The sequence below is a fragment of the Streptomyces sp. NPDC037421 genome, assembly GCF_055602105.1.
Map to the genome: position 1 here is coordinate 403,440 of NZ_JBVJWV010000002.1, position 18,774 is coordinate 422,213.

General features: G+C 75.4%; 16 protein-coding genes. 8 read left to right on the forward strand and 8 right to left on the reverse strand.

Annotated elements, in window-relative coordinates:
* Positions 1-111 precede the first annotated feature (111 nt).
* On the forward strand, positions 112-840 hold the full coding sequence (locus tag ACZ7IF_RS05315) for a peptidoglycan-binding domain-containing protein (RefSeq protein ID WP_470963315.1): 729 nt from the start codon (positions 112-114) through the stop codon (positions 838-840).
* Between the two features lie 54 nt (positions 841-894).
* On the opposite strand, the gene ACZ7IF_RS05320 is transcribed toward ACZ7IF_RS05315, so the two are convergent.
* Positions 895-1,638 carry an SDR family NAD(P)-dependent oxidoreductase gene (locus ACZ7IF_RS05320; protein ID WP_470963318.1) on the reverse strand — a complete coding sequence of 248 codons (744 nt, stop codon included), beginning with the start codon at positions 1,636-1,638 and terminating at the stop codon, positions 895-897.
* Between the two features lie 139 nt (positions 1,639-1,777).
* Between ACZ7IF_RS05320 and ACZ7IF_RS05325 the strand changes: the two genes are divergently transcribed.
* Both ACZ7IF_RS05325 and ACZ7IF_RS05330 read left to right on the forward strand, forming a co-directional pair.
* Entirely contained in the window at positions 1,778-2,854 is a 1,077-nt protein-coding gene (locus ACZ7IF_RS05325; protein ID WP_470963321.1) for an RNA ligase (ATP), read from the forward strand.
* A 144-nt stretch (positions 2,855-2,998) separates the two neighbouring features.
* Positions 2,999-3,916, forward strand: a complete 918-nt coding sequence (locus ACZ7IF_RS05330) for an NADP-dependent oxidoreductase (RefSeq protein WP_470963502.1) — start codon at positions 2,999-3,001, stop codon at positions 3,914-3,916.
* Positions 3,917-3,934: 18 nt separating this feature from the next.
* Here the strand turns inward: ACZ7IF_RS05330 and ACZ7IF_RS05335 are convergent, their stop codons facing one another.
* From ACZ7IF_RS05335 to ACZ7IF_RS05350, 4 genes are all read right to left on the reverse strand, one after another.
* Complete coding sequence (locus ACZ7IF_RS05335) at positions 3,935-6,823, reverse strand: poly(A) polymerase (protein ID WP_470963324.1); 2,889 nt, start codon at positions 6,821-6,823, stop codon at positions 3,935-3,937.
* Positions 6,823-8,565 (reverse strand): RNA ligase family protein, encoded by a 1,743-nt coding sequence (locus tag ACZ7IF_RS05340; RefSeq protein ID WP_470963327.1) that lies wholly within the window; start codon positions 8,563-8,565, stop codon positions 6,823-6,825. Before ACZ7IF_RS05340 ends, ACZ7IF_RS05335 begins: the two co-directional genes overlap by 1 nt.
* Positions 8,566-8,645: 80 nt before the next feature.
* Positions 8,646-9,089 (reverse strand): hypothetical protein, encoded by a 444-nt coding sequence (locus tag ACZ7IF_RS05345; RefSeq protein WP_470963330.1) that lies wholly within the window; start codon positions 9,087-9,089, stop codon positions 8,646-8,648.
* Between the two features lie 91 nt (positions 9,090-9,180).
* Positions 9,181-9,663, reverse strand: coding sequence for a hypothetical protein (locus tag ACZ7IF_RS05350; protein WP_470963333.1), 483 nt, complete (start codon positions 9,661-9,663; stop codon positions 9,181-9,183).
* Positions 9,664-9,916: 253 nt separating this feature from the next.
* Here ACZ7IF_RS05350 and ACZ7IF_RS05355 point away from each other — a divergent pair, with 253 nt between their 5' ends.
* Positions 9,917-10,924: an NUDIX domain-containing protein gene (locus ACZ7IF_RS05355; protein ID WP_470963335.1), complete on the forward strand. Its 1,008-nt coding sequence runs from the start codon at positions 9,917-9,919 to the stop codon at positions 10,922-10,924.
* Between the two features lie 70 nt (positions 10,925-10,994).
* Positions 10,995-11,504 carry an SRPBCC family protein gene (locus ACZ7IF_RS05360; RefSeq protein ID WP_470963338.1) on the forward strand — a complete coding sequence of 170 codons (510 nt, stop codon included), beginning with the start codon at positions 10,995-10,997 and terminating at the stop codon, positions 11,502-11,504.
* Here the strand turns inward: ACZ7IF_RS05360 and ACZ7IF_RS05365 are convergent.
* Genes ACZ7IF_RS05365 through ACZ7IF_RS05375 form a run of 3 tightly spaced genes read right to left on the reverse strand, consistent with a single transcriptional unit; the run spans position 11,493 to position 16,011 of the window.
* A complete protein-coding gene (locus tag ACZ7IF_RS05365) occupies positions 11,493-12,464 on the reverse strand; it encodes an antibiotic biosynthesis monooxygenase (RefSeq protein ID WP_470963341.1) in 972 nt (323 codons plus the stop codon). The genes ACZ7IF_RS05360 and ACZ7IF_RS05365 overlap by 12 nt on opposite strands.
* On the reverse strand, positions 12,461-15,187 hold the full coding sequence (locus tag ACZ7IF_RS05370) for a molybdopterin-dependent oxidoreductase (protein ID WP_470963343.1): 2,727 nt from the start codon (positions 15,185-15,187) through the stop codon (positions 12,461-12,463). The genes ACZ7IF_RS05365 and ACZ7IF_RS05370 overlap by 4 nt, the downstream gene beginning before the upstream one ends.
* Positions 15,184-16,011, reverse strand: a complete 828-nt coding sequence (locus ACZ7IF_RS05375) for an FAD binding domain-containing protein (RefSeq protein ID WP_470963346.1) — start codon at positions 16,009-16,011, stop codon at positions 15,184-15,186. Before ACZ7IF_RS05375 ends, ACZ7IF_RS05370 begins: the two co-directional genes overlap by 4 nt.
* Before the next feature lie 278 nt (positions 16,012-16,289).
* Between ACZ7IF_RS05375 and ACZ7IF_RS05380 the strand changes: the two genes are divergently transcribed.
* The 3 genes from ACZ7IF_RS05380 to ACZ7IF_RS05390 all read left to right on the forward strand — a co-directional run bounded on the left by ACZ7IF_RS05380 (position 16,290) and on the right by ACZ7IF_RS05390 (position 18,693).
* Complete coding sequence (locus ACZ7IF_RS05380; protein WP_470963349.1) at positions 16,290-17,042, forward strand: SDR family oxidoreductase; 753 nt, start codon at positions 16,290-16,292, stop codon at positions 17,040-17,042.
* A 52-nt stretch (positions 17,043-17,094) separates the two neighbouring features.
* On the forward strand, positions 17,095-17,628 hold the full coding sequence (locus ACZ7IF_RS05385) for a hypothetical protein (RefSeq protein WP_470963352.1): 534 nt from the start codon (positions 17,095-17,097) through the stop codon (positions 17,626-17,628).
* Positions 17,629-17,835: 207 nt separating this feature from the next.
* Positions 17,836-18,693: a class I SAM-dependent methyltransferase gene (locus tag ACZ7IF_RS05390; RefSeq protein ID WP_470963505.1), complete on the forward strand. Its 858-nt coding sequence runs from the start codon at positions 17,836-17,838 to the stop codon at positions 18,691-18,693.
* Positions 18,694-18,774 lie beyond the last annotated feature (81 nt).

The window sequence follows — 18,774 nt, forward strand, 5'->3', positions numbered from 1 at the left end:
TCCCCGGGGGCGGGCACGGCCCGCGCCGCCCGGCGGCGCAGGGCCTGACCGGCTGGAGGGGGGCCGGTTCCGCACCGCCGCACCGGCCCCCGTCCGCGCCCGGAGACAATCGTGTCCCCATACCCCGATGAGAACGGGCCCGAGCCCGACGACCGCCACTTCATACGCCCCTACGTCGCCGTCTCCGAGGATCCGTACGGCTCGGCGTACCCCGCCTGGCCGTCCGGGCCGGCGTTCCCGGAGCCGCCCGAGGAGACGACGCAGCCCCTGCCGGTCATGCCGCCCGCGCCCCCGGCCGGTCCGGTCGCCGGGGCATCCGGCCGCGCACCCGCGCGGCGGGGCACCCGGCTCGCGCCCGCCGCCCTCGCGCTGCTGGCGCTGGCCGGGGCGGGCGCGGTGGTGTACCTGATGAGCGGGCCCGAACCGGAGTCCCCGCAGGCCTCGGCCCGCCCCGACCTGGCCCTGCCCGCGCTGCCCGCCCGCAGCCCGGGCGCGGGGGACGCCGAGGTGCGGAGCCAGACGGCCACCGTGAAGCCCTCGGCCTCCGCCGCCACCCGGTCCCCCTCCGCGCCCCCGTCCTCGGCGAAGCCCGCGACCCAGGGTCCGGGCAAGCCCTCGAAGCAGCCGGGCTCCTCCGGGACGCTGCGCCCGGGAGACAAGGGGCCCGAGGTCAGCGCCCTCCAGGAGCGGCTGTACGGGCAGGGGTTCACGTACGTCCGGGTGACCGGGGTGTACGACGGACAGACCAAGCGCGGCGTCGCGCAGCTCCAGCGGGACCGGGACATCAAGGGCGACCCGAGCGGCGTCTACGGCCCGGCCACCCAGGCGGCCTTCGGCTGAGGCGGAGGAGAAGGCGGAGGCGGAGGCGCCGGCCGGAGCCCGGGGCGGCCCGGGTCACCGCCCGCCGGAGACCCGCAGCACCGCCCCCGTCGTGTACGAGGCGTCCTCGGACAGCAGCCAGGCGATGGCCCCGGCGACCTCCTCCGGCTGCCCCGGGCGCCCCAGCGGGATTCCCGCGGCCGCCTTCGCGGGCCGGTCGGGGTCGCCCATCGCCGCGTGCATGTCCGTCTCGATGATGCCCGGCGCGACCCCGTTGACGCGGATGCGGTCCGGACCCAGCTCCTTGGACAGGCCCAGGGTGAGCGCGTCGACGGCCGCCTTCGTCGCGGCGTAGTGGACGTAGTCCCCGGGGCTGCCCAGCGTCGCGGCCGCCGAGGAGACGTTCACGATGGCCCCGCCGCCCGCCTCCGCCATGTCCCGGGCGGCCCGCCGGCAGCAGAGCAGGTACCCGAGCAGGTTCACCTCCACCACCCGCCGCAGGTCCTCGGTCCGGGCGTCGGCGAGCCGGCCCAGGGGGCCGGTCACCCCGGCGTTGTTCACCAGCCCGGTGACCGGGCCCAGTTCCGCCCCGGCGGTGTCGAAGAGCCGCTCCACCGCGTCCTCCCGCGAGGTGTCACCGCGTACCGTCACGCACCGCGCGCCGGCCGCTCGTACGCGCTCCGCGGCGGCCTCGGCGGCCGCCCCGTCGCGCGCGTAGCCGAGCACCAGGTCGTGCCCCTCGGCGGCGAGGCGCACGCAGGTCGCCGCGCCGATCCCGCGGCTGCCTCCGGTGACGACGGTGACGGGACGACGCGACATGTGAACCTCCGCACGGGGAACGGCTGATACCGCTCGCGCGGCGCAGGCTAACACCCCGAAACCCGCTGGACCAGCGGAAATGGCGGCCCCGAGAGTAGCCGGTGAGTCCGATCCCGTTCCCGCGTCCCAGGAGGCGCCGATGTCCACCCTGCGTGTCACCGTCGAAGAGCTGACCGTCCACGACCACCCCGACGCCGACGCCCTGGAGCTGGCCCAAGTGGGCCTGTACCGGGCCGTCGTCGCCAAGGGGGCCTACCGCACCGGCGACCTGGCCCTCTACATACCCGAACAGGCCGTCCTCCCCGCCTCCTTGATCGAGGAGCTGGGCCTGACGGGCCGGCTGGCCGGAAGCTCCAAGGACCGGGTCAAGGCGGTCCGGCTGCGCGGGGAGCTCTCGCAGGGCCTGGTCTGCCGGCCCCGCGCCCTGGCCGGCGTGGACCTGGCCCTCGCGGCCGAGGAGGGCACCGACTTCGCGGAGGCCCTGGGCATCGTCAAATGGTCGCCGCCCGTCCCCACCACGATGGCCGGCGAAGTCGAGACCGCGCCCGACCTGCTGCCCTGGGTGGACATCGAGAACCTCCAGCGCTACCCGGGGATCTTCGAGGAGGGGGAGCCCGTCGTCCTGACGGAGAAGCTCCACGGCACGGCCTGCCTGCTGACCTGCGTGGCCGGGGAGGGGCGGGTCCTCGTCTCCTCCAAGGGGGTCGGCGCCAAGGGACTGGCCCTCAAGGAGGACGAGCGCAACGTCTACTGGCGCGCGGTACGCGGCCACGGCGTGGCGGAGGCCGCGGCCCGGCTGGCCGAACGGCTGGGCGCGAGCCGGGTCGGCGTCTTCGGCGAGGTGTACGGGGCCGGGGTGCAGGACCTGGCGTACGGGGTCCCGGCCGCGACGGCCGACGCGCCGCCCGGATACGCCGTCTTCGACGTGTCCGCCGAGATCGACGGCCAGGTGCGCTGGCTGGACCCGGAGGAGGTGTTCCGGGACGGCGAACTCCCGCTGGTGCCCCGGCTCTTCGAGGGGCCGTACGCCCTGGACGCGGTACTGGAGCTGGCGAGCGGCCGGGAGACGGTCTCCGGGCGGAACCTGCACCTGCGCGAGGGCGTCGTCATCCGGCCGGCGGCCGAGCGGTACAGCCCCGTGACCGGCGGGCGGGCCATCGCGAAGGCGGTCAGCCCGGCCTACCTGACGCGCAAGGGCGGCACCGAGTACGAGTGACCGGGTGCCGCACGGCCCGGGCGGGCGGCGGCGTTGCGGTCAGCGGTGCGGGAGGCCTTCCGTGGTGGGATGGAGAAGGGGTGATTTCCACCGGTTCGGGTAGACGGAGAGGCCGCATCCATGTCGCAGGACACCGAAGGCACCATGCGGGCCATGGCGTACGGGGCGTACGGCGGGACGGAGGTGCTCGCCGAGACCCGGCTGCCCGTGCCCAAGGTCGCCCCCGGTGAGGTCCTCGTCCGGGTCCGCTGCGCGGCGGTCAACCCGGTCGACTGGAAGATCATGGCAGGCGGGCTCGACGGCCTGATGGACGCCGCTTTCCCCGTCGTCCCGGGCTGGGACGTGGCCGGCACCGTCGAGTGCGTCGGCATCGACGCCCCCGAGTTCGCGGTGGGCGACGAGGTCATGGGGTACGCCCGCAAGGACTGGGTGCACGGCGGCACCTTCGCCGAGTTCGTCAGCGTCCCCGTACGCTGCCTCGCGGCCAAGCCCGTCTCGCTCGACTGGCGGCAGGCGGCGGGCCTGCCGCTGGCCGGCCTCACCGCGTACCAGCTGCTCACCCGCCTCGGCACCGGCGGGGGCGACACGGTCCTCCTCCACGGGGCGGCGGGCGGCGTCGGCTCCCTCGGCGTCCAGATCGCCCGCGCCCTCGGCGCCCGGGTCATCGGCACCGCCTCCCCGCGCAACCACGACCGGCTGCGCGGCCTCGGCTGCGAACCCGTCGCCTACGGGGACGGCCTGACGGAACGCGTCCGCGCGCTGGCCCCCGAGGGCGTCACCGTCGTCGCCGACTTCGTCGGGGGCGTCCTCGACGTCACCCGGGCCGTCCTCGCCGACGGCGGACGCCACGCCTCCATCGCCGACCACACGGTCCTGGGGGCGGGCGGCCAGTGGATCTGGGTCCGCCCCGACTCCGCGGACCTCGCCGCCCTGGGCCGCCTCGCCGACGAGGGCCGCCTGGAGGTCACGGTCGCCGAGACCTTTCCCCTCTCCGAACTCGCGGCCGCCTTCGCCCTCAACCAGGAGGGCCACACGGCCGGGAAGATCGTCATCGAGGTGTGAACCCGGCAGGGCCGCCCCTCAGCGCAGGTCGGGCACCTCGCCCGACGCCGCCCACGCGACCTCCACCCCCGGCAAGGCCGCCGCCCACGGCGCGGCCAGGGCCGACAGGGCGGCGGCGTCCGGCGGGACCGGGCCCAGGCCCACCGCGAAGCGGGCCAGGGTGGCGGTCCGCTCGAACGGGCGGGGCCAGGCATGAGCGTCCGGGAACCCGGCGAGCAGGGCACGCAGCCGGCCGCGCGCCCGGCCCAGCCGCTCCTCGAACTCCCCGGCCGCACCGGCCCGTACGGTCACCACCGCCCACGCCGCGTGCCGCCGGTGCAGCGGCGGCGGCGCCGTCAGCCGGCCGAGGCCCTCCGGATCCGCCTCCAGCACCTCCCACGCCCGGTACAGCTCCCGGACCAGCAGGTCCCGCATCCCCGGCCCCACCTGCGCGGTGCAGCTCCGCACCGGCGCCCGCGGGGTCAGGACCGTCACCGGATCCGGCGACGGCGACGGTGACGGCGACGGTGACGGTGACGGCGAGGCGGAGGGGCCCGCCGGGGAGCGTCCCGCCCCCTCCGGCGGGAGCAGGGACACCGGCTCGCTCCAGTCCCAGGCCGCCCAGGTCCCGAAGAACTCCCGCCGCAGCGCGGCCGGGGAGCGGTCCACGGCCTCCCGGACGGTCCGCGCCGCGAGGACCGCCCAGGCCAGCCCCGGCAGCCCCCCGAACGGCGCCGAGTCCAGCCCGCGCGCCCGCGCCCAGGCCTTGACCTCCCGCGCCAGCCCGGCGAAGGCGGCGTGCTCCGCGCCCGCGGACTCCCGTACCGCGTCGGCGTCTTCGAGCGCGCTCAGCGCCACCGCCGCCGCCTCGCCCAGCTCCGCCCGCCGGGCCACGGCCTGCGCCGGGTCCAGCGCCCCGGCACCGACCAGCACCAGGTCCACGTCCAGCCCGGACGCGTGCAGCCGCAGCCCCGGCACCCGCGCGCCCGTCACCTCCCGCAGCCGCCGCGCCCCCGGCAGCGCTGCCGCCACCCGCGCCCGCACCCCGGCCGTGTCCGCCGGCCCGGGCAGCACGGCCACCAGGTCCAGATCGGCCCCCGGCAGCGCGCAGCCCATGCGGCGCGACCCCGCCGTCCGCACCAGGCCCCCGGGCAGGGCCGCCGCGATCCGCGCCGCGAGCTCCTCCGCGGCCCCCGGTACCTCGTCGGGCGCCTCCGGCGCCTCCGGCCGGGGCAGGCGCACCGCACCGGTCCCCAGCTCCACCACCGCCCGCACCCGCATCGGCCCGTCCCCGCGCCGCGACAGCACCGCCAGCTCCCCGACCCGCTCCGTACGCCCGCCCGGCCCCAGGCGCTCGGAGAACTCCCGCTCCGCCCGCCGCGGATCCGCGCTGCGCCCCAGCGTCAGGTGCGGGGTCCAGCCCTCCGCGCGCCCCCGGCAGCCCGGGAACCGGTCGGCCAGGGCGCGCCGCAGCTCCCGCCACGGCGCGTCGCCTTCCGCGCCCGCCGCCGGGTCCAGCCAGAGCGTGGCGTCGTCCCGGTGCCCGAAGGAGTGCACCCCCTCCAGCCGGGCGGTGAACGGCCCGGTGCCCGCCGCGACCTCCGCCAGCAGGGGCAGCGCCTCCCCGAAGGAGGACTCCGGCACGAAGCCGAAGAGCAGGTTCACGTGCGCCGGCCAGCGGTCGGCCCCCGGGTCGTGCGCCCCGCGCAGCTCCCCGACCACCGGGTCCTGCGGTGCCAGCCACGCCACGGCCGTCCGGGCCGTCGCCGGTACGCCGCACCGCGCGGCCCCCGTGTCCGCCGCCGCGTCCGGTGCCGCGCACTCCACGGTGGCCTCCACCCCGAAGTGGTCGGAGACGAACAGCCCCTCCGGCCCCGGCGCGTCACCCCGCAGCCCCGCCGACCGCACCCGGGCGCCGCCCGAGGGGCGCAGCAGGATCCGGTCCAGCCGGGCCGCCCGCCCCGACAGCGAGCCCACCGCCGCCAGCGGATTGGCCCCCGGGTCGAAGGTCGGGGTGTCGTCCCCCGGCCCGTGCACCTCGGTCCACGCGTCCCGCAGCCCGAGCGCGGCGGCCGGGCCCTCGGCCCCGGAGCGGCCGTCGTTGAAGTCGCCGAGCAGCGCGACCCCGGCGTCGATCCCGCCCAGCCCCTCGGCGAGGCGCGCGAGTTCCCGTTCCCGCAGGCCGGCCCCGTTCTCGGTGTGGTCGCTGGTCAGGTGCGTCGCGGCGACGACCAGCGGGCCGCCCGCGGTGTCCACGGTGACGGCGGTGACCGCCTTGTGCGGGCGCAGCGCGTGCAGCCCCGCCTCCCGCACGGGCAGCCGGCTCAGCAGCAACAGCCCGTTGTCCGCCACGTCCGTACCCCTCGGATCGGTGCCCAGGGTGTACCCGGCGCGCACCCACGGCTCGGCCAGCAGCAGAGCCAGCAGCGCCGGCTCGACCTCCTGGAGGGCGATCACGTCGGCGTCGGCCACCGCCAGGTCGGCCAGCAGCATCGGCCTGCGCCGGGCGGTGGCGATGCGCGGGGCGTCGTAGCGGTCCCACAGGGTGTTCCAGGTCAGCAGCCGCACGCTCGCCGGAGGGCGCGCGGCCGGCCCGGCCTGCACGGGCCGCCAGCCGCCGGCCGCCGGATCCCAGGCGTGCGGGGCGCGGGCGGTGAAGAACGGGGCGCTCAGCAGCCGTTGCTCCCGCACCCGCCCGGCGAGCGTCGAGTCGATCCGGTCGACGCCGGTGGCCCGGTCCCACACCAGCTCCCCGTCCGCCTCGACGAACAGCACCCGGTGCCAGGGGATGTCGCCCCCCGGCACGAAGGAGGGCAGCGGTATCCGCTTGGGCGCGGCCCCGCGCTGCAGCAGGCCGAGGGTGAACCGCGCCGGGTCGAACCGGGGGTCCCAGCGGACCTGGTGGTAGAGCTGCTCGCTGGTACGCATCAGACGTCGTCCCCCTCGCCGGCGTCCCGGAGGGAGCCCGTCGTGTCCTCGATCGTGCCGGCCGCCCCGACGTACCGGGTGCGGTGCGCCTGGCCGGGGTACGGCGGGCTGAACCGCCGCAGCTGCGCGGCCAGTACGGCCTCCGGCACCGGATGCGGGCGCACGGCGTTGCGCCGCGCCAGCTCCGCCTCCCCGACCAGTGCCACCACCCGGGTGACCAGCGCGTCGCGGCGCCGCGCGACCGCACCGGCCAGGCCGCGCTGCTGCTCGGTCAGGGAGGTGGCGTCCCACACCACCGTGCCCCCGGCGGCCAGGGCCCGGTCCAGCCGCTCCAGGCCATCGCGCAGCACTTCCGGATTGGCCCGCTGGTCGGCGCGCGCCCCCCGGGCCTCGCGCAGGTCGTCCAGGGCGATGTACGCGTCCACCCCGGGCAGGGTCCGCGCGAAGGTGCTCTTCCCGCTGCCCGAGGGCCCGCACAGCTGCACCAGGCGCGGGTACGCCGACCCGTCCCGCCAGCGCCAGGTGGCGGCCACCGCCTCCTCGGCCGTGGAGAGCGAGCCCCGCCCGAACGCCTCACGGGCCTCGGCCCAGCAGCGGTCGGCGGCGTCCGCGTCCAGCCCGTCGAGGGCCTCGCGCAGGCCGGCCCGCAGCCCGCCGAGCGGGTCCGGGCCGAGCAGGCCGGCCTCCTCGGCGCACAGCGCCGACCACTCGGCGCACTCCAGCTCCCCGGGCGTCGCCGGGAGGCCCGCGGCCAGCGCGTGCAGCACCCCGAGGTCGGCGGCCGCCGCCATCCGCACCAGCCCGGCCCGCCGCTCCTCCTCCGGGAACGGCCGCCGCAGCGCCGGGTACAGCCCGACCAGGTCGGCCACGCGGCGCGCCGTCCGCATCCCGAGCGGTCCCGGGGCGAGCCGCGCCCCGAGGGCGGCCCGGTTCTCGCGGTGCAGCGCGGCGGCCAGTACGCCGGCCAGCCGGGCCTCCCCGGTGCGGCCGGCGCCGTCGAGCCGGGCGGTGACCTCGGCGACGGCGCGCTCCGCGACCGCGTCGGCCGGCTCCGGCATTCCGAGGGCGGCGAGCAGCCCGGACGGGTCCGGCTCGGAGCCGGAGCGGACCGCCCACAGCGGAGCGGCCGGGCCGAGCCCGTTGGGCACGACGGGTGCGTACATCCAGTGCGTGTCGGTCCGCACGTGCCCGCCCCGCACCCACTTGGCCACGTACCGCCCGAAGTCCGCGCGGTCGAAGCCGGCCGTCGTCCGTACGACGTAGCCCTCCTGGCGGGTGGTGTCGATCCGCAGCCTGCGCAGGAGCCGCTCGTCGTAGACCCCGCGCCACAGGACGCGCGGTGCGGGAACGCCGAGCCGGCCGAGGAAGCGCAGCGTGCGGTCCCAGTCGAGGCAGTGGTCGCCGTCCCACACCGAGAACCCGTAGAACCAGCTGTCGAGTTCCTCGTAGGCGAGGGAGTGGCGGGCGTACAGGTTCTCCCCGCACACCCTCAGGCCGGCCGGTATCGCGGCGCCGATCCGGCCCTGGAGGCCCTTGACCCAGGCGCGGGACGGGTGGTGGGCGGAGTCGAGGGACCGGGCGTGCAGCCCGTCCGCGTAGAGGGTGGTGTTCTCCCCGTCGAGCTTCTCGGTGACGACCACCTCGCGCCCGGCCAGCGCCGACGTCCCGCCGACGCGCACGTCGTCCGCCGTGGCACCGGGGGACCACGGCAGGTGCGCCGTGCGGGGGTAGTGCGTACGCATGATCGGCTCCAGCTCGGGTGACGGGGTGCCAGGTCACTCTAGGTATCCGGACCCGGAGCATCCACCCGATTTGGGCCCGGTCAGGTCGTCGTCCCCCCGGAGACACGCACGAGTGCGAGGCCGTCCTCCTCGGAGCCGATCTCGACGCGGACGTGGTCCGCGAGGTCGTGGCCCCCGTCTCCGCGGACCTGCGGGGACGAGCAGACGTCGGCGTCCGCGCAGCCGTGGCGCATCTCCGCCCCGGGGTAGGCGGAGCGCAGCCACGCTTCGGCCTCCGCCCGCGAGGTCCGGAAGTCCACGGTGTACCAGGTGGTCTGCCACTGTCCGCCCGTGCACCGCTTCTTGAGGGCGTTCTCCGGCAGGGCGGCGGCGTGCAGGAAGCGGACGGCCTCGCCGCAGGGCACCGGTGCCTTCCCGGTCATTTCGAGGTCGGCCCGGTACAGGAACCAGCCGGCGTACGAGAGCACGGCCAGCAGTGCGCCGGCCGCGAGGGCGACCACGGCTTTTCCGCGTCGAGTGGACAAGGGAACTCCCCGAACGATGATCATTGAACATGTTCAAGGATGCATTCCGGACCCGACCGGTTCCGGGCGGGTCGGTCCCGGCGCCGCCCGCTCAGCGGCACATGGCGACGATGGCCGGGTCCACCACCCCGTGGGCGGCCTCGCACAGGTGGCTCATGTCGTACGAGCGCTGCGGCGCGGGACGGGGCGCGGGACGCGCGGGCTGCCGCTTGCGGGGCTTCGGGGCGGGGGCGCGGTGTGCCGGGCGGGCCGGCCTGTCCGCGGCGGGGCGGCGGGGCGGGCCGTCGTCGGAGCGGGGCGCGGGCCGGCGCGGGGCGGCGGGCGGCGGCGCATCGGCCCGCGGGGCGGGGGCGGCCGCCCCGACGGGCGGCGCGGACACTTCCACCGGATCCGGGGCGGGCCCCAGCGGCAGGCCCCCCACCACCGGCTGCCGGGGCGCCCACACGGTACGGGCCGGCGCGGGCCCGGGCGCCCCGTCCGGCGCCCGGACGGTCACGCACCCGGTGGCTGGCACCAGCACGGCGAGCAGCAGGCACAAGGACAGGGGCAGCGGCAGGGTCCGGCGCGACGGCATCCGCCCACCCTGCCGCAACCGGGCGCCGGAGGTCGCGCCCGCTCACACGGACGGGTGAGCGTACGTGGTCGGACCGGCCGCTTTCACACCGCAGGTCCGCAGCACGGAACGTAGCAAGATCGACATAACGCGGCAATAAGGAGGTACGGGGGCGGCAAAGGCGATCCGGCGGTGCCGGGGGAACCGCCGTAACCCGGCGGCCCGGCCCGCTGTTGCACAGGCGGCTGGTCCACCCACGGTGAACGGAGTACCGATGCCGCAGCTGACCGACGACCCCGGACGTGCGGGCACCTGGATGACCCCGGCGGAGTACGGGGCCTCGCGCGCCGCCCTCTGGACCGGAGCGACCGTCCTCGTCACCGACCCCGACGGGCGGGTCCTCGTCCAGACCGTGGACTACCGCCCCGACCGGCTGCTCCCCGGCGGCGCGGTGGACGCGGGGGAGGCGCCCTCGGCGGCCGCGGCCCGCGAGATGCGCGAGGAACTCGGCGTCGACGGCCACTACCCGCGCGGGCTCGCCGTCGACTGGATCCCCGCCGACGTGCCCGGGATCCCGCCCGAGATGCACTTCCCCGGCGAGATCCTGCACGTCTACGACGGCGGCACCTGGACCCCCGAGCGCATCCGGTCCGTCCGCCTGCCCGCCCAGGAGATCACCGGCATCGACTTCGCCGAGCCCGCGGACCTGCCCTCCCTGATGGACCCCGGCGACGCCCGCCGCGCCCTGTCCGCCCTCCGCGCCCGGATCAACGGAGCCGGCCCCGCCCTGCTGGAGGACGGCCGCCCCACCAGCCCCACCGCCCTGGACCGCCTCGGGGTCCTGCGCAGCCGGCGCACCCCCCAGCACGGCACCTGGCACCCGGGCCCCGTCCCCGCCCACCTGCCCGTACGGGACCACACCGGCTGGCTGTTCGCCCCCGACGGCCGGGTGCTGCTGCTGGTCGCCCGCGCCACCGGCGCCGCGCACCTTCCCGCCCCCCGGGCGGAGCCCGCCGTCGGGGCGCTGCCGCTCGGCTACCGGTACGCCGACCGGGGCGCCCTGGCCCGTACGGCGGCCCGGCTCACGTCGCTGTCCCCGGCCGCGGACCCGGCGTACGCCCGGCTGCTGGCCACCCCCGAGCAGGTACGGGAGCTCAGCGACTGGGGCCCGGCCGGGCGGGACGAGCTCGCCGCCGTGCACGCGGCCCGCACCCAGCTCGGCCTGCCCGCCCCGCTGCGCACCCCGCCCGCCGAACTCCCCGAGCAGGGGCTGCGCTGGTGAGGGGCCCGGCCGGCCGATGCCCGGCCCGCCAATGCCGGGCGCGCGGCGGCCGGTCCCGCAGCATGGGGCCATGAGCGACAGCGTGATCGACTACACCGTGTACATCCAGGCCGACCCCGCCCGGGTCTGGCAGGCCCTCACCGCCCCGGCGTACACCCGCCGCTACTGGGACCTGACCTTCGAGACGGACTGGGCGGTGGGCTCGACGATGGACTGGGTCGAGCGCGGGACCCGCACCAGCGACCCCGAGCAGGTCGTGCTCGAATGCGTCCCGGACCGCCGGCTCTCCTACACCTGGCACACCTTCAGCACCCAGTGGGCGGACTCCGTCGGGATCGCCGAGGAGCTGCGGGCCGAGCTGGCGGCCGAGCCGCGCACGAGGGTGACGTACGAGATCGAGCCGGTCGGGGACACCCTCGCCCGGCTCACCGTCCGCCACGAGGGCTTCACCCCGGGCGGCACCCTCATCGGCATGTGCTCCGCCGCCTGGCCGATGCTCGTCTCCAGCATCAAGACGCTCCTGGAGACCGGCGCACCGCTGCCCGAGCCCGATCCGGGCAGGCCGGGTTCAGGGGAGTGACCAGATCCGGGTCGTCACGAGGTAGAACACGAGCACCCAGAACACCATCACCACCGCGACGATCCCGAGTCCGATGAGGTTGGTCCGTGCCGGGGGTTCGTTCGCCGACGGCCGCAGCCACCGCCTGAGCAGCGGGTTCACGTAATGGGGCATCGTCAGGAAGCTCATGATGAAGCTCGACAGCAGGTTGCCCACCAGCAGTCCGAGCCACAGCGGCATCTTCAGCGGCGACAGGGCGAGCGTCAGCAGCACCACGGTCGGGTACAGGCCGACCCAGACGGCGACGGAGGTCTTGGTGTCCGAGGGCGGCGGCGCCTCCCTGCCGTTCTCCGCGAAGGCGAACCAGCTGCCGAAGGAATTGTCGATGGTGCGCAGCTTGAAGTCGTTGAACTTCTGGCCCTCGGCGAGCACCTCCTGCCGCTTCGCCGAGGTCAGCCAGGCGTCGAGGTGCTCGGCGTTGTCGTAGCGGTACAGGGTGGTCCAGTCCTCCTGGAGGCCCTCGACCGGGCGGAAGACCTCACTGCCCCGGAAGCCCTCGAACTTGCTCTCCTCCTGCTTCATGAGGTGCTGCCAGGCGAGGAAGTCGTCGACCTGGTCCGGGCGGACGCGGTGCGTGACCACGACGGTCACCAGCGGGTCCGTCGGCTGCGAGCCGCCGCTGATGACCTGCTGGGTCGCGGGACCGTCGAAGTACTTCTCGCCGACGCCGAGGAGCCGCTGCCGCGTCGCCCCGTTCATCCACGCCTGGAGGTGGGCGATCGAGTCGAACCGGTAGACGATCACGTACTCGGGCTGCAGCGGCGTCGGCGGGGAGACCTCGGCACCGAGGTACCCGGGGTAGTCGGCCGCGGCGGAGTTGACCCCGTTCTGCCACTCCTCGTACTCCCGCTCCCTGCCGGGCAGCACCTTCCGGCCGATGATCACCGTGGCCGAGGCGTCCGCCTGCGCGCCGGTGCTCATCGTCTCGGACCCGTCGGGGCCGGACTGCTCTCACCCAGCCGGCTGTAGATCCGCTCCGGGGTCAGGGGCAGTTCGCGGAAGCGGACTCCGGTGGCGTCGCGGAGCGCGTTCGCCAGGGCCGGGGCCACCGGGTTGATGCAGCACTCCGCCATGCCCTTCGAGTGCATGGCCCCGACCGAGTCCGCCGAGCTCACGAAGAGCACCTCGGTGCGCGGTGCGTCGGCGTAGGTCGGGATGCGGTAGTTGCGCAGGTTCGGGTTGGCCATGGTGCCGCCCGCGTCGACCATGAAGTTCTCGGTCAGCGCGAACCCGATCCCCTGCGTGACGCCGCCGTCCACCTGGCCCCGGACCTGCTCGGGGTTGATCAGCACGCCGGCGTCGGCCGCGTGCACGCTGTAGAGGATCCGGATCTCGCCCGTCACCGGGTGCACGGCGATGCGGAACCCGTGGGTATTGGAGGTGACGCTGCGGGGCGAGCCGTACGCCTTGCGGGCCGCCGTGAACCGTATGCCGCGGGACCGGGCCAGGGCGACGAGCTCGGCCAGCGGGACGCGGTCGTCGCCGCAGACGACGTGGTCGTCCTCCATCGTGCACATCACCACGTGGACGCCGGTGTGCGCGGCGGCGAACTCCAGGATCCGGTCGCGCATCGCGTTGGCCGCCCGCAGCACCGCGTTTCCCGCGACGAACAGCCCGGCACTGGCGAAGGCTCCGGTGTCGAAGCCCGTACGGTCGGTGTCGGACTGCACCAGGCGGATCCGCGAGGGCGTCGTGCCCAGCTGGTTGGCCGCGATCTGGACGTGCGCGGTGGAGGTGCCCTCGCCGAACTCGACCGTCCCGACGGCCAGTTCGTACACGAGGTCGTCACCGAGGGTGATCCAGGCCTCGGAGATGTGCTCGGTCGGGGGCGCCGTCTCGTGCAGCGAGCTCGCCACGCCGGTCCCGACGAGCCATCCGGGGCCGGGGGCGGGCTGGTCCGCCGTACGGGCCAGGGCGCCGGCCACCAGGTCGATGCACTTGCCGAGCCCGTCCTCGTTGAACATCACGTCGTCGGGGCCGTCGTGCATCGCGACGAGCGGGTCGCCGGGCCGCACGATGTTGCGGCGGCGCAGCTCCAGCGGATCCATGTGCAGGGCCAGTGCCAGCTCGTCCATCGCCGACTCCACGGCGAAGGCCGGCTGGGTCATCCCGTAACCGCGCAGCGCCCCGCTGGGAACGGTGTTGGTGTACACGGAGTAGGCGTCGTACTTCTTGTTGGGACAGCGGTACATCATGACGGCGGAGCCGCCCGCGTACAGGGTCTCGCCGCCGTGATTGCCGTACGCGCCGGTGTTGGACATGTTGCGCACCTGGAAGGCGGTGAGCGTGCCGTCGGCCTTCGCGCCGAGCCTGACCGTCAGCTTCATGGGGTGCCGCGGGGAGGCGGTGGTGAACTCCTCCTCGCGGGTGAACTCGTAACAGACGGGCCGGCCGGTGTCGAGCGCGGCCAGCGCGGCCAGGTCCTCCGAGATGACCTCCTGCTTGCCGCCGAACCCGCCGCCCACGCGCTTGCAGAACACGCGCAGCTGGTCGGGGCGCAGCGCGAACAGGTAGGCCAGTTTGACCTTCGCGATCGACGGGGACTGGGAGCTGGTGCGGACGATCAGCCGGCCGTCCTCCATCCACGCGATCGAGCCGTGGGTCTCCAGGTGGGCGTGCTGCACCCGCGGCGAGAAGTACGTGCCCTCGTGGACGACGTCGGCCGCCGCGAAACCGGCTTCGACGTCGCCGATGTGCGAATGGATCTCCAGCAGCAGGTTGTGGACGCTGTCGCGGACGAACGGGTCCTCCGAGCCGTGCAGTTGGGGCGCACCGTCGGCCATGGCCTGCTCCGGGTCGAACACCGCCGGCAGCACCTCGTAGTCCACGGCCACCTTCCGGCAGCCCTCCTCCGCCGCGCCGGGCGTCTCGGCCAGGACCGCCACGACGCGCTGGCCGACGAAGCGGACCGTGTCGTCGAGGATGTACGTGTCGTCCGGATCGACGAGGTGGTCGGTGTGGATGGCCGTGGTGAAGCGCCTGCGGGGGACGTCCTGCCAGGAGTAGACGCGGAGCACGCCGGGGACCGCGAGCGCGGCGCTCTTGTCGATGGAGACGATCCGGGCGTGGGCGTGCGGCGAGTGCAGCACCTTGAGGTGCAGCATGCCCTCCATGCGGGTGTCCATCGTGAACTCGGCGCGCCCGGTCACCACGTCCTCGGCCGCCGGGGCGCCGACGCTCGTCCCGACCGCCCTGCCCGGCGCGGCCGTCTCCACGTGGGCGACGCCCTTCACGGCGTCCTCGATGGCCCGGTAGCCGGTGCAGCGGCACAGGTTGCCCTTCAGGGCCCTGGGCAGGTCGGCCTTCTGGGCCTCGGTGAAGGCCGCCGAGGTCATGATCATCCCGGCGGTGCAGAAACCGCACTGGAAGCCCGGGGCGTCGCGGAACCGCCGCTGGACCGGGTGCAGGTCGCCCGGTGATCCGAGCCCCTCGACCGTGGTCACCGCACGGCCTTCCGCGCGGAAGGCGGGGGTGATGCAGCTGTGCACGGGAACGCCGTCCAGCCACACCGTGCAGGCGCCGCAGTCGCCGGCGTCGCAGCCCTTCTTGACGCCGAAGTGGCCGAGGGAGCGGAGGAAGGTGCGCAGGCACTGGCCGGGAGCCGGTTCTTGCGCGAAGTCCTTGCCGTTGACGAGGTAGGTCATGCCGGGCCCCCAGCGATGAGTTCGCGCCGGATCTCTTCGGCGAAGTGCCGTGTCAGGTGCCTACGGTGGTCGGGGGTCCCGTTGGGATCGGCGAACCAGACGTCGGCGGGGATGGCGTCGATGCTCTGCCGCAGGGTCAGGGCGTCGGGCATGTGGTCGAAGGCGAACCGTACGGGCCGGGTGGTCCCGGCGGTCACGGTGAGCAGCAGGTTGTCCGTCCCGGGGGCGTGCGTGCCGATCAGGAAGACCGTCGAGCGGCCCAGGCGGGTGAGGGTGAAGCGGCGGTGCGCGGCGCGCTTGCCGAGGGCGTGCGCCGGGACGTCGACCCGGCGCAGCAGCTCCCCGGGGGCGAGGACGTTGCGGTTGTTGCCGGTCACGAAGTCGAGGGCGTCGACGGTGCGCACCGACCCGTCGGCGGCCCACAGCTCGTACCGGGCCTCCAGGGCGACCGTGAGCGTGATCATCGGGCCGGCCGGGAGGGACATGCAGATGTTGCCGCCGACGGTGGCGGCGTTCCAGACCTTGAACGAGGACAGGAACGCCTCGCAGGCCGTCGGGATCAGTCCCCCCGCGGTCCACTCGGGCGGTGGCCGGAACGCGTACAGGTCGCGGACGGTGCAGGTCGCGCCGATCTCCAGGCCGGCGTCACCGGGGACGAGGGGCTCCCAGGGCAGCGCCGTCAGGTCGATCAGGCGCCGCAGGTGCGGCTGCTCCGCCGAGTAGAGCCACGTCCCGCCGGCGAGCCAGGCGTCGCCTTCGCGCCAGATCGCGCCCGGGTGGCCCGAGGGGCGGCGGACGACTTCGGTGATGGTGTTGAGATCCATGGGGACCGGCTTCCCTCACGACGGAGACGGCGGACGGTCACCCGCGGGGCCGGTGGGCCGCGGCATCGGCGTTCGGACGCCGGGGCCCGATCTCCCGGGAACGGGACGCGGGCCGACGGGCGCGGAGATCCCTTTTCAGGATAGGGCGGCGGGGGCGGCCCCGCCACGCCGGCCGGGTTCCCCCGCCGGGCTCCTCGACTCGAACCCTCCGGACCGGAATTTCTTGATCGACGGGCGGGTTCGCGTGTATGAACCACACACCAGGAGGCGTGACAGCAATGGCACTTGAGCACCACAGCGTCGTCATCACCGCGGCGGGGCGCGACTTCGGGCGGACCCTCGCCCTCAGCTTCGCCGCACGGGGCGCCGAGGTCCACCTCTCCGCCCGCACCGCGGAGGGCGCCGAGCGGGTCCGCGAGGAGATCGTCGCCCAGGGCCACGACGCCGCCCGTGTCCACGCCTACGCCTGCGACCTCACGGACCCGGCCTCCGTGCGCGGCTTCGCCGGGGCCGTCGCCGCCCGCGCGGGCCACGTGGACGTCCTGGTCAACAACGGCTCCCGCTACCAGCACGGGACGGACCTGCTCTCCGCTTCCGACGAGGACGTCGTCGACACCCTCGCCTCGGGAGCCACCGGCACCGTCCTGGTGACCAGGGCCTTCCTCCCCCTGCTCCTGAAGTCCGGCAAGCCGGACATCGTGACCATGGTCTCGGGCTGCGGCGAGGCCGGGAACCACCGCTCCGACGCGCACGACGCCTTCTACGCGGCCAAGAGCGCCCAGGCGGGGTTCACCGAGAGCCTCTCCCGCCGGCTGCGCGGCCAGGGCGTCCGCGTGATCTCCCTCTACCCCCCGGACTTCGACAACCACGATCCGCTGTCGCCGGCCTGGGAGAACGCCCCGCGCACCGCACAGGACCCGCTCACCGCGCAGTCCCTGGTGGACTGCGTCTTCTTCGCCATCGGGCAGCCCCGCGACTGTTTCATCAAGTCCTTCTACTTCGAGCAGGTCGGCGCCGGCCTGCCCCACTGACCCCACCCCCCCGGCCCGGGCCCGTGCCGGGCGGTCGTGTGGAATATGTGCCATGGGGAGCCCAGGACACCAGATACGCCGCGCGGCGGCGGCCGGCCCGACGACCACGGCCCGGCCGCCGGAGCAGGCCGTCGCCACCGACCGGTGGCGGTACGCCCGCCACCTCGACCGGCTCGCCGCAGCCGGGGCGGCCGGCGTGGCGGGCGAGGCCGCGGTGGTGGCCGAGGTGCTGCGCGACCGCGACCCGGTGATGGCGCAGAGCGCGGTGGTGACCCACCTGGACCGCCGCGCCGTCCGGCTGCTGCCCGGAGCCGCGTTCCACGAGTGGGCCCGCGCCCTGCGCCCCGCACTCGACGGCCACGCCTTCCCGGCCCGGCGGCTGCGCGAGTGGACCCTGCTGAAGGCCGTCGAGGCGGGCGGGGAGTGGTCGCGCGCGGAACTGGCCGCCGCCTCCGACTGGTGCCAGCGCACCGCGGCCCGGTCACCGGCCCCGGACGAGGCGCTGGCCCTGCTGGCCGCCTCCGGGCGGACCCGGCGCGTGCGCAACGAGGCGGCCCGGAGACTGGACCGGCGCGCCACCTCCTGAGCCGGGACGATCAAGGCAACGAGTTCTCGCCATAAGCCTGTTCGGGGGTTTAGGGTCTGCATACCCTGCCGGGTGTCAGAGTTGGACCGATGCCGTTCCGCTGGAGGATGACTCTCCGTGTCGCACGTTTCGCAGACCCCCGTCACCACCCCCGACGCCGGGTCGCCCGAGCCGCCCGCACCGCCCGCACCCAAGGCGTTCAGCGAGGTGGAGGGCTGGTTCTCGGCGTATGACCAGGTCCTCTTCGACTGGTTCCTGACCCGCCAGAACGAGGCCGCGCCGGTGGCGGGCGACATCCTGGAACTGGGCGCCTTCATGGGCAAGAGCGCGATCTTCCTCGCCGGATACCTCCGCGAGGGCGAGGGGTTCACGGTCTGCGACCTCTTCGGCTCGCCGGCCCCCGACGACTCCAACGTCGTGGAGGTGCGGGACTCGTACCCCACCCTCACCCGCCGCGGATTCGAGACGAACTACCTCGCCTTCCACGAGGCGCTGCCGACGGTCATCCAGGCCCCGACCTCCGTCGTCGCCGAAAAGGTGCGCCCGGGGAGCTGCCGCTTCGTCCACGTCGACGCCTCCCACCTCCACGAGCACGTCGTACAGGACATAGCCTCCTCGCGGATCGTCGCCACCCCCGACGCCGTGGTGGTCTTCGACGACTACCGCTCCGCCCACTGCCCCGGTGTCGCCGCCGCCGTCTGGGCCGCCGTGGCCACCGGCGAGCTGCACCTGATCGCCGTGTCCGCCTCGAAGCTGTACGCGACCTGGGGCGACCCGGCGCCCTGGCAGGCGGCGCTGCGCACCTGGCTGGAGGGCCGTACCGACCTGTGGCACGGCGTGGACGTCATCGACGGCAAGCCGCTGGTGCGCGTCGGCGACGAGGGGGTCTCGGCGCCGCCCGCGCCGGAGCTGCTGCACCCGCCGGCCCCCGGGCCCGCCCCGGCCCGTCCCGCCCCGAAGCCCGCGCCCCGGCCGGGCGTGCGCTGGCGCAGGCTGGCCAAGGACCTGCTCCCGCCGGTGGTCACCCGCGCCATCGTCGCCCGGCGGCGCCGCGCCCGGGCCTGACCCGGGCCGGGGGGGGGGGGGGGGGGGGAGGGGGGGGCGGAGGCGGCCGATATGGTCTGAGGGGGCTAGCCCGGGACGCCC